This is a genomic window from Streptomyces sp. SID10853 (assembly GCF_010548145.1).
Lineage (GTDB): Bacteria > Actinomycetota > Actinomycetes > Streptomycetales > Streptomycetaceae > Streptomyces.
Genome location: NZ_JAAGLN010000268.1, coordinates 1 through 8,942, shown reverse-complemented (window position 1 = coordinate 8,942; position 8,942 = coordinate 1). Strand labels below are relative to the sequence as shown.

General features: G+C 72.5%; 9 protein-coding genes and 1 pseudogene. 3 read left to right on the top strand and 7 right to left on the bottom strand.

The window, feature by feature from the left end; genetic code table 11:
* Both G3I19_RS31505 and G3I19_RS31500 read left to right on the top strand, forming a co-directional pair.
* Nucleotides 1-639, top strand: a pseudogene (locus G3I19_RS31505) (phenylalanine--tRNA ligase subunit beta); the annotation flags it as partial.
* Nucleotides 640-806: 167 nt separating this feature from the next.
* Entirely contained in the window at nucleotides 807-1,844 is a 1,038-nt protein-coding gene (locus G3I19_RS31500; RefSeq protein WP_164267131.1) for a PP2C family protein-serine/threonine phosphatase, read from the top strand.
* Nucleotides 1,845-1,951: 107 nt separating this feature from the next.
* Here G3I19_RS31500 and G3I19_RS31495 read toward each other — a convergent pair whose 3' ends face one another.
* The 7 genes from G3I19_RS31495 to G3I19_RS31465 all read right to left on the bottom strand — a co-directional run bounded on the left by G3I19_RS31495 (nucleotide 1,952) and on the right by G3I19_RS31465 (nucleotide 8,068).
* Nucleotides 1,952-3,226: an MFS transporter gene (locus tag G3I19_RS31495; RefSeq protein WP_164267130.1), complete on the bottom strand. Its 1,275-nt coding sequence runs from the start codon at nucleotides 3,224-3,226 to the stop codon at nucleotides 1,952-1,954.
* Nucleotides 3,227-3,371: 145 nt separating this feature from the next.
* Nucleotides 3,372-4,055 carry a TenA family protein gene (locus G3I19_RS31490; protein WP_164267129.1) on the bottom strand — a complete coding sequence of 228 codons (684 nt, stop codon included), beginning with the start codon at nucleotides 4,053-4,055 and terminating at the stop codon, nucleotides 3,372-3,374.
* A 226-nt stretch (nucleotides 4,056-4,281) separates the two neighbouring features.
* Nucleotides 4,282-5,166, bottom strand: a complete 885-nt coding sequence (locus tag G3I19_RS31485; protein ID WP_164267128.1) for a BtpA/SgcQ family protein — start codon at nucleotides 5,164-5,166, stop codon at nucleotides 4,282-4,284.
* Between the two features lie 41 nt (nucleotides 5,167-5,207).
* Entirely contained in the window at nucleotides 5,208-5,519 is a 312-nt protein-coding gene (locus G3I19_RS31480) for an NIPSNAP family protein (protein WP_164267127.1), read from the bottom strand.
* A gap of 13 nt (nucleotides 5,520-5,532) precedes the next feature.
* Nucleotides 5,533-6,285 (bottom strand): hypothetical protein, encoded by a 753-nt coding sequence (locus G3I19_RS31475; protein ID WP_164267126.1) that lies wholly within the window; start codon nucleotides 6,283-6,285, stop codon nucleotides 5,533-5,535.
* A 5-nt stretch (nucleotides 6,286-6,290) separates the two neighbouring features.
* The gene (locus G3I19_RS31470) at nucleotides 6,291-7,319 is read right to left on the bottom strand and encodes a carbohydrate kinase family protein (protein ID WP_164267125.1); all 1,029 of its coding nucleotides are present in this window, start codon (nucleotides 7,317-7,319) and stop codon (nucleotides 6,291-6,293) included.
* Nucleotides 7,316-8,068, bottom strand: coding sequence for a GntR family transcriptional regulator (locus G3I19_RS31465; RefSeq protein ID WP_164267124.1), 753 nt, complete (start codon nucleotides 8,066-8,068; stop codon nucleotides 7,316-7,318). The genes G3I19_RS31470 and G3I19_RS31465 overlap by 4 nt, the downstream gene beginning before the upstream one ends.
* Before the next feature lie 245 nt (nucleotides 8,069-8,313).
* Between G3I19_RS31465 and G3I19_RS31460 the strand changes: the two genes are divergently transcribed.
* A partial coding sequence (locus G3I19_RS31460; RefSeq protein WP_164267123.1) for a carbohydrate kinase family protein occupies nucleotides 8,314-8,942 on the top strand: 629 nt, incomplete at its 3' end.

Sequence of the window (8,942 nt, the reverse complement as noted above, 5' to 3'; positions counted from 1 at the left end):
CAGCCGCGCCGCGTCGCCGCCGTCCTGGCCGGTGCCCGTGAGCAGGCCGGCTGGTGGGGCAAGGGCCGCCCGGCCGACTGGGCGGACGCCGTCGAGGCGGCCCGTACCGTCGCCCGTGAGGCCGGTGTCGAGCTGATCGTCCGCGGCGCACAGCACGAACCGTGGCACCCCGGCCGCTGCGCCGCGCTGTACGTGGTCGTGGACGGCGCCGAAGTCCTCGCCGGGCACGCGGGCGAGCTGCACCCGCGCGTCATCAAGGCGTTCCACCTCCCCGAGCGCAGCTGCGCGACGGAGCTAGAGCTCGATGTGCTGGAGCGGGCCGCCACGACGCTCGTCGCGCCCCGGATCTCCTCCTTCCCGGTGGCGACCCAGGACGTCGCGCTCGTCGTCCCCGCCGGGGTTCCGGCCGTGGACGTCGAGGCGGCGCTGCACGAGGGCGCCGGCGAACTCCTCGAATCGCTGCGGCTGTTCGACGTCTTCACCGGTGAGCAGATCGGTGAGGGCAAGAAGTCCCTGGCGTACGCGCTGCGCTTCCGCGCGGCCGACCGCACGCTGACCGTCGAGGAGGCGACCGCAGCCAGGGACGCCGCTGTGGCGCTCGCCGCCGAGCGGACCGGGGCGGTGCTGCGCGGCGCGTGACCGCCGTTCCGTGTACGGCAGAACCACTGAGGGGCGTGTCCGGATCTCCGGGCGCGCCCCTCACTCGTTCGGGTGAGAAGCGCTGCTGAGTACGCCAACGGACGCACACCGCGGACAGAATCGACGCGCCCGATCATAAGACCGACCGGCACATGAGGGGCGGCGGCATGATCCGAACCCGAGGATGGCGGGGAGCGGTCGTCTTCGGCCTTCCCGCGGTCGGGCTGGCCGTCCTGGTCGGCTGGGAGCTGGCCGGCTCGCCCTTCGGCGACGACAGCATCACCGTCCGGCTGGCCTTCAGCTCCGCGCTGCTCTCCCTGGGCGGCTGTGTGCTCGCGGGTGTCCGGCTGGGCCCGGTACGGGAGTTGAGGCAGGTGCGTGCCGTCGCGTACGCCACTCAGCGGGTGCTGCTCAGGCCGCTGCCCGCACGGATCGACGGTCTCGCCGTCGCCGCGAGCCAGCTCTCCGCGTCCCGCGGCGCGGTGGTCGGCGGGGACCTCTACGAGGCGCTGGCCACGGTGCACGGGGTGCGCCTGGTGATCGGGGATGTACGCGGGCACGGACTGGCGGCCATCGGCGCGGTGGCCGCGGTCCTCGGCAGTTTCCGGGAGGCCGCACACGACGAGCCCGAACTGCCGGGCGTGGCGAGGAAGCTGGAGCGGGCGCTGGAACGGCATCTGCGGGAGCGGTCCCGCCAGGAGCACCCGGCGGCGGGCGGCGCCGATCCCGGCCATCCGTCGGCCGAGGAGTTCGTGACCGTACTGCTCCTGGAGATCGACGGTGAGGGGGTGATGACGGCGGTCAACTGCGGGCATCCATGGCCCTACCGGCTGGGGAAGTCGGCGGAACCGCTCAGCGCGGGCGAGCCGTTGCCACCGCTGGGTACGTTCCCGCTGCCGGCGGCCGTGGAGGCGGACCGGTGCGGCCGGCTGCTGCCAGGTGACGCGCTGTTCCTGCACACCGACGGGGCGACCGACGCGCGGGACTCGGCGGGCCGGTTCTTCCGTCTGGAGGAGGCGCTGTCGGCTGCGGCGGCCGACGGCGCCCCCACACCCGCCCGGGTGATCCAGCGGGTGCACCGGGCGCTGCTGCGGCACACCGGCGGCCGTACCACCGACGATGTGGCGCTGCTCGTCCTGCGCAACGACCGCAGCAGGACGCGCGCCAGGCCGGACCCGGTCAGCACGGCACGGTCCGCCCTCTGAGGCGGGCGGGTGCGGGGCCGGGCAGCCCCAATGGTCCGAGGTTCGCAGGGGAAGCCCGCCCGGGGAAGTCCAAGCCGGGGAAGGCAGTTCAGGCTGCTTCGGGGTGCTCAGGAGACGGGGAGCCCGCTGTCCGGGGCGGGCACCGGGGTGCGTGACGACACCCTGAGGAAGAGGGTCAGGGCGGCGCCGAGCGCGTAGCACGCGCCGAACACCCACATGACGCCCACCACGCCCAGCGGCCCGAGGCACAGGCTCACCAGCGCGGGTCCGGCCGCGGTGCCGAGTCCGGCGCCGAGGTTGAGCCCGGCCATGGCGGCGCCGGTACGCTGCGGCGCGATCTGCGGCATCAGCGCGGACATGGGCGAGAAGCCGGCCAGACAGGCGCAGAAGAGGGAGCCGGTGAGCAGGGACAGCCAGAAGCTGTGCGTGGCGGTCGGGATGTAGTAGAAGGCGACGGTGGTGACGGCGCAGCCCGCGCACCCCATCCAGCGCAGTACGGGCGTGATGCCGTAGCGGTCGCCCCAGTAACCGGCGAGCAGGTTGGCGCCCAGATTCACCAGGTACATCACGGAGTAGATGGTGAGCCAGTCCCCGAGCGGGAACCCCAGGGACTTGGTGAAGTAGACGGGCAGGAAGACCGGGAAGCCGAACTGCGAGACACCGTTGATGACCCGGACGAGACCGGCCACGGCGACCTTCGGCTCCTGCCACAGCACCGATACGCCGTTGACCAGACCGCGCAGCGGGTTCTCGTCGAGCTTCGAGACCGGCCGGTTCCCGCCGGGGGCCCGCACGGCCAGTGCGAGCGCCGTGCCGGCCGCGATCACCACCAGGCCCGCCCAGAGCGTGGGCAGCGGGCCGATGACGGCGATGCTCGCCTTGGCGACCAGCGGGCTCAGCGTGGAGAAGCCGGCGATGTAGGCGAACCAGAACCAGCCGACGGCCATGCCGAGCCGGGCGGGCTGCGCCGTCTTGACGATCCACATGAGGAACCCGTAGGCGAACAGCGGGTACCCGAACCCGCGGAGCCCGTAGCAGACCAGCAGCAGTGCGCCGGAGTGGTCCATCACGCCGAGCGTCACGAACAGGGCGTGGAAGATCACCCAGACCACGGCGCCCGCCAGCATCAGCCGGCGTGGTCCGAACACGTCGGAGAGGGCGGCGGCCATCCACGCGGAGATCCCCGCGGTCACTCCGTAGAGAGTGAACATCACCGCGATGTGGTGGGCGGCGAAGCCCTGATCGGTCAGGAACGCCGACAGATAGCCCTGTTCGACGCCGTCTCCGATCATGAAGAGCGCCAGTGCCAGATATCCCAGCGCCAGAGGCCGGGGGAGGCCGGCCTTTTCGAGGAGATTCCTGGGTGTACGGAGGTCCGGCATCGCTCCACCTTCCGGGTAGCTACGAGCGATCAGCAGTGCGGGGCGGTCTCGTTCGGGGATGTACGGGTACGTCGGGCACGGGGCGTTCGGGTAAGGGGCTTGCCGGTACGGGGCGTTGGAGTACGGGCCGTTCCGGTACGCGGCGTCATTCGATGTAGGCGGCGTCGTGGAAGAGGACCTCGGCGGCGAGGACCCGGCCGAAGACCGCGACCAGTTCGGCCTCGGCGGCCGGTGTGCTGTCCAGCGCGTCGATCTCGTCCTCCAGGAAGCGCACCTGGGTGGTGAAGGGGGCGACGGTGTGCAGCCGCACCCAGTCCGCGACCTCCGTGCGCGCCGACGGCGTGCGCACGGCAGCGGCGCACCACTGCCGGTACAGCGACTCCGCCGCGTACATGCAGGTCACCACCCCCGCATAGCCGAGGGAGTCGGCAGCGCTGAGTACTTCTTCGGTGAGGGTGGCGGCCTGCGCCCCGGCCCGATCGCCGGTCTCCGGCACGCCGGTGGTCCGCAGCGCTTCGGTGAAGTACGCGTACTGGTCGGTGACCAGCGCGTGCAGGGTACGGGCGTGCCCGGCCAGAGCGGCGTGGGTGGGGGCTTCGCGTACCGCAGCTCCCGCCAGCCGGGCCGCGGTGTCCACGAACTCGCGCTCGAAGTGCAGATACCGGGCGAAGACGGAGTCGCTGACGGTGTCGGATGTGACCTCGCGGACGAAGCGCATCCCGAGCGCCTGCTCCCAGTCCGCCGTGTTCCGGCTGATGAGCCGTGCGCTCAGCGGCGGTCCGGGCGGTTCCGGCGGGTTCGGGTGCGGCGCGGAAGCCGGTTCGGGCATGGGGGTACCTCCACATGAGCCAGGTGCCATGTGCTGCGGTGGGTGGGGGAAGAAGGCCCGGCGGATGCGGCACACGCGCGCGGTGGGGCACGGGTGCGCGGCGGGGCAGGCCGCGCCGCATCGGCCGCATCGGCCGGTCACGGGGGCAAGATCGCTCAGCGGGGCGCGTCGGTCACGGCAGCCGGGCCGTCAGGACGGGACGGACGGGCGCGCGATGCAGGGCGTGTTACGGGAGCTGGTAGCCGGCCTTCTCGGCGTGGCGGGTGAAGGCCCGGACCTTCGACTGGTCGACCCGGCCCCACCAGCGGCCGTTCTCCTTCAGCGCGGAGGCCACGATGGCCCCGTGACACAGGGACAGCAGCCGCTCCGCGTTGCCGTCGTTCATACCCGAGCCGATGATCACCGGGAGCCCGGTGGCGTCCATGATGCCGCGGACCTCGCTCTCGGCGGCCTCGTCACCGGTGCGTCCGCCGGTGGCGATGAGTACGTCCGCGTCGAAGAACTCGGCGTCCTCTGTCTGTTCGGCCAGCGAGCGGTCGGCGATGATGGAGTGCGAGCCGTGCTTGACGTGGACGTCGGCGAAGACCTTCAGGTGTTCGGCGCGCAGCGTCGCCCGGTAGCGCGTCGCGGAGGGAGCGAGCCCTTCCATGAAGCCCTCGTTGGCGACATAGGCGTTCGCCCACTGGTTGACGCGCACGAAGGACGACTGCGACGCCTGAGCGGTGGCTATCGAGCAGTGCGCCCCGTTCGCGAGGACGTTGACGCCGACGGGCAGGCCGACCTTCTCGCGTACGTGGTCGCCGAGCACGGCGAGGGTGGCCGCCGTCTCGAAGCCCTGGTCCTCCGGCTTGGGGAAGGGGAGGTCCCAGGCGTTCTCCACGATCAGGCCGTGCACGCCGCCCTCGCGGTACGCGGTCGCCTCCTCCACGGCGAACTGGATCAGCTCGGCGATCGGCTGCCCTCGGTAGTGGGGGCTGCCCGGGAGCGGCGGGCAGTGGACGACGCCGATGACGGCACGGTCGGTGCCGAAGATCGACTCCAGCGCCGACTCCTTGGGCGGGAAGACGCCGAGCGGCCGCTGGTCATCGGTCCGGGGGGCAGGGGTGTTCATGGGTTCCTCTCGTGCGGTGTCTCTTGACGGGCTTGCGGTGCTCAGGCGGGCGGGGTGGCCGGGTCGGCCAGGCCCACCTGGTTGGAGAACTCGAAGCAGGCCGTGTATCCGGCGGCGACCAGCCGGGACCAGTGGTCGAAGGCGTGCTCCGCGCTGGGGAACGACCAGATCTCCACATGGGAGTAGTCGCTCTGCCCGCGTACGTGGAAGCGGCCGTTCATGCTGCCGCCGTGCCGCTCGGATGCCGTGCGCTGCTCCTGGAAGTCCCTTTCGTGCCGGGCTCGTCGGCCGGGCGGGAGGTCGTACCAGCTGGTACGCGGGAGGGAGTGGTGCAGCCAGACGACGTCATTCATGTCCTGTCCTCCGTCATGTCCTGTCCTGCGTCGTTTCCTCTCGAAGGCGTCTCCGCCGGAGGGCGTCGTCGAGCCGGGTGCGCCGACCGATGTAGTGGCGGGACGTGGTGAACTTGAAGTCCGCCACCCGTGCGTGCTCGCGCATCGCCGCGTCCGCCATCTCGACGCCCGGGATCCGCCAGACGCCGATGTGGTCCCACTCGCTCGCGCCGTCGAGACGGTGCCGTCCGGCGATGGCCGCGCCGTCGCGTACGTCGGACGAGAACGCGACATCGCACTCCAGGTCGTACTCGCGCCGCTCCTGCGCGGTCGCTGCCTGCCAGGCGCTGTTCCACTTCCACAGCGCGAAGAAGGCCCACTGGTCCCGCTCCGGCCGCGAGGCGGCGCCGACGACCGGCAGGAACTCCCGTGGCCCGAGCAGCCATTCGGTGCGCAGCAGGCGTCCCCAGCCGGCGCCTTCCAGCCGTACGGTGCCGGCCAGCGCCGCCGTCGGGGACGGGGCCTCGAACATCCCGACGATGTCGACGTCATGGGAGAAGCCGGTCTCGTACACCGTGGGCGCGTCCGGTACCGGACCCGGGCCGCCCGCCAGAATACGGTCGACCGAGAGCCGCCAGCCCTCGGCCCGCAGCGCCGCCAGCTCCTGCCCGAGGGCGCTCGCGGTCCGGTCCAGGTCCGCCGGGCGCGGTGTACGCCACCGGGCCAGGAACACCACCGCGCACCGCTGTCCCGGGGCGGCCTCGAAGACGTCCGTCTCCTCGCTCACCAGGGTCATGAGGCGCCGGCCCCCGTTTCGGACGGCGACCCGGCAGGCCGGTGCAGGCGCAGCACTTCGGCGCGGGTGGCGTAGGAGGAACCGGCACCGAACCCCGAGCAGCTGTGGGACGCGGCCGTCACCGCGTACCGCAGGGCGGCGAGCGGGTCTCCGGTCTCCAGCATCATCCCGACGAAGGAGCCGGCGAGGCAGTCACCGGCGCCCGTCGTGTCGACCACCGGCGGCGGGTCGGCCGGCGCGGGGACGGCGACCACGTGGGCGGGGGCGGTGGGGTCGTCCGGGTCGCCCGGGGTGCACCAGCGGGCGCCGTGTGCTCCGTCGGTGAAGACCACCGAGCGGGCTCCGAGGCCGAAGAGCACCCGTTCCGGTGCCGGGCCGATGGCGTGCGCGGCGTGCGTGTTGCAGAACACCGTCGCCGCGCCGTCGAGATGGGCGGCGAGTGTCCCGATGCCGTCGGCGAACGTCGCCGGCTCCAGGTCGACCGACCAGGGCACCCCGCTCTCGGCGCACCGCGCCAGGAGCGTACGGGCCGCTGCCGGATCGTAGACGGCCGTGTGCAGCCACCCCGTTCCGGCGAGCGGGAGGGTGCGGCACACCTCTTCGGACGGGTACATGCGCGCGCCGGGCACGAGGACGAGGTGCTTCTCGCCGTCCGCGGCGATGGTGATGACGGCCCGGCTGGACCGCCCGTCCGCCACCTCGGGCCGGAAGTCCATACCGGCGCGCTCCGCCCGGGCGACGCACTCTTGGCCCGCCGGGTCCGATCCGACCGCGCTGACCAGCGCTGTCGGAGCCCCGGTGAGGGAGCAGGCGAGGGCCGCGTTGGTCACCACGCCGCCGATGGCGTCCGTGAGGTCGGCGCTCACCACCTTCTCGTCGGCCGCGGGAAGGGCGCCGACCCGCACCGTGGTGTCGAACACCGTGTCCCCGACGAACAGCGCCGTCGCGGTGGGACGTTGGCCAGGCCCGGGCGCATCGGCTGCCCCGGCCGGGGGAGTTGACGTCGTACCTGTGGGGGTCCTCATGGGCGGGCCAGCTCGATCCGGAAACGGTAGCGGTCCGCGCGGTAGGTGATCGTCACGTACTCCAGCGGGTCCCCGGCGGCCGACAGCGCACGCCTGCGGGCGATCAGGATCGGGGCGCCCTTGGCGATCTCCAGCGACCTGGCCAGCTGCGCGTCGGCGACGCCACCGTCGATGTACTCGCGGCCCGAGCTGATCCGCGTACCGGTGGTCCGCTCGATCCACTCGTACAGCGAGGTGTCCCGCAGCGCGTCCTGGCCGGGGGGCGCCGCCGGGTCGGCGATCCGGGCCGCCAGCCACGAGACGCTGGAGGCGATCGGCTCGTCGTCGGCCAGCAGCACCCGGTCCACACAGACCGTACGGGCGCCCTCCTCGACGCCCAGTTCCCTGGCGACCTCCGCGGGGGCGGGCTGGACGGTGACGCCGTTGAGCCGGTATCCGGGGCGCAGACCGCGCGCCCGCATGTCGTCGGCGAACGAGGCCAGCAGGTTCAGCGGCTGCTCGACCTTCGGCGGGAGCACGATGGTGCCCTGTCCGGAGCGCCGGGTCACCAGCTGTTCGTTCTCCAGCTCGTTCAGCGCGCTGCGCGCCGTGGTCCGGCTGATGCCGAAGCGCCGGGTGAGCACGGTCTCGGACGGCAGGGCATCACCAGGGGCAAACTCCCCCTTGGCGAGCGCCGAGCGGAGCCGCTCGGCGATCTGATGCCACTTCGACACCGGGCCGTCCATCAAGTCTTCGTCGTCCCAAGCCATGCCCAAATCATGCGAACGTCATGACGTTTGGTCAACCGATCGGATCACGTAACTTTGCGTGAAGGGGGTGGACGGAGAGTGTGCGGGCCGGGCCGGGGTGCGGCCCCGTTGACGGTTCCGCCGTCCGCGCCCTACGGTCCAGCCTCAACGGTCCGGCACGCCCCTGAGCAGGTGGGCGACGGCCGAAGTCACGTCCCGTCAGACCGCCGCCGCCCGGCGGACGGCGGAGAATGGGTTACTTCTTCATGATTGTCTTCTGCGGGTACGGCAACAGCGACCTGACGGTGAACGTGCCGGCGCTCCCCGGCGCCGGTGACCGGGTGCAGGCGCGGGACATCAGGCGCCACGACGGGGGGATGGCCGCCAACGCGGCCGCGGCCGCGGCCCGGGTGGGTGCGGATGCCCGGTTCGCTGGAGTGGTGGGGGACGACGCGCTGAGCAGCGCTTTTCTCGACGGGCTCGGCGCGGCGGGGGTGAAGGTGGACTGGGCCTTCCGGAGCGGCCGCCTCACCACGGCGGTCCTGCTCGTCACCCCGGACGGCGAGCGCTCCGTCATCAGCCAGGACGACGACCTCGCCGAGGAACATGTGGCCGAGACGGTCCGGCGGCTCGGGGCCGCCGGGGGCGGCTGGCTGTACCTCGACGGCTACCGGTTCCCCTGGGCCGCCCCGCTGCTGGCGCGAGCGCCGGACATCCGGACGGTCGTCGACCTGGACGGCTGCGAACGGACCGACGGGGCGCTCGCGGCGCTGTCGGCGGCTGAGCATGTGGTGCTCGGCCGCGCCCAGGCCGGACGGCTGCTCGGCCAGGACCCGGCCGACGCGGCGGTGGCGTACGGCACGTACGTGGTGGAGACCGACGGGGCCCGGGGCTG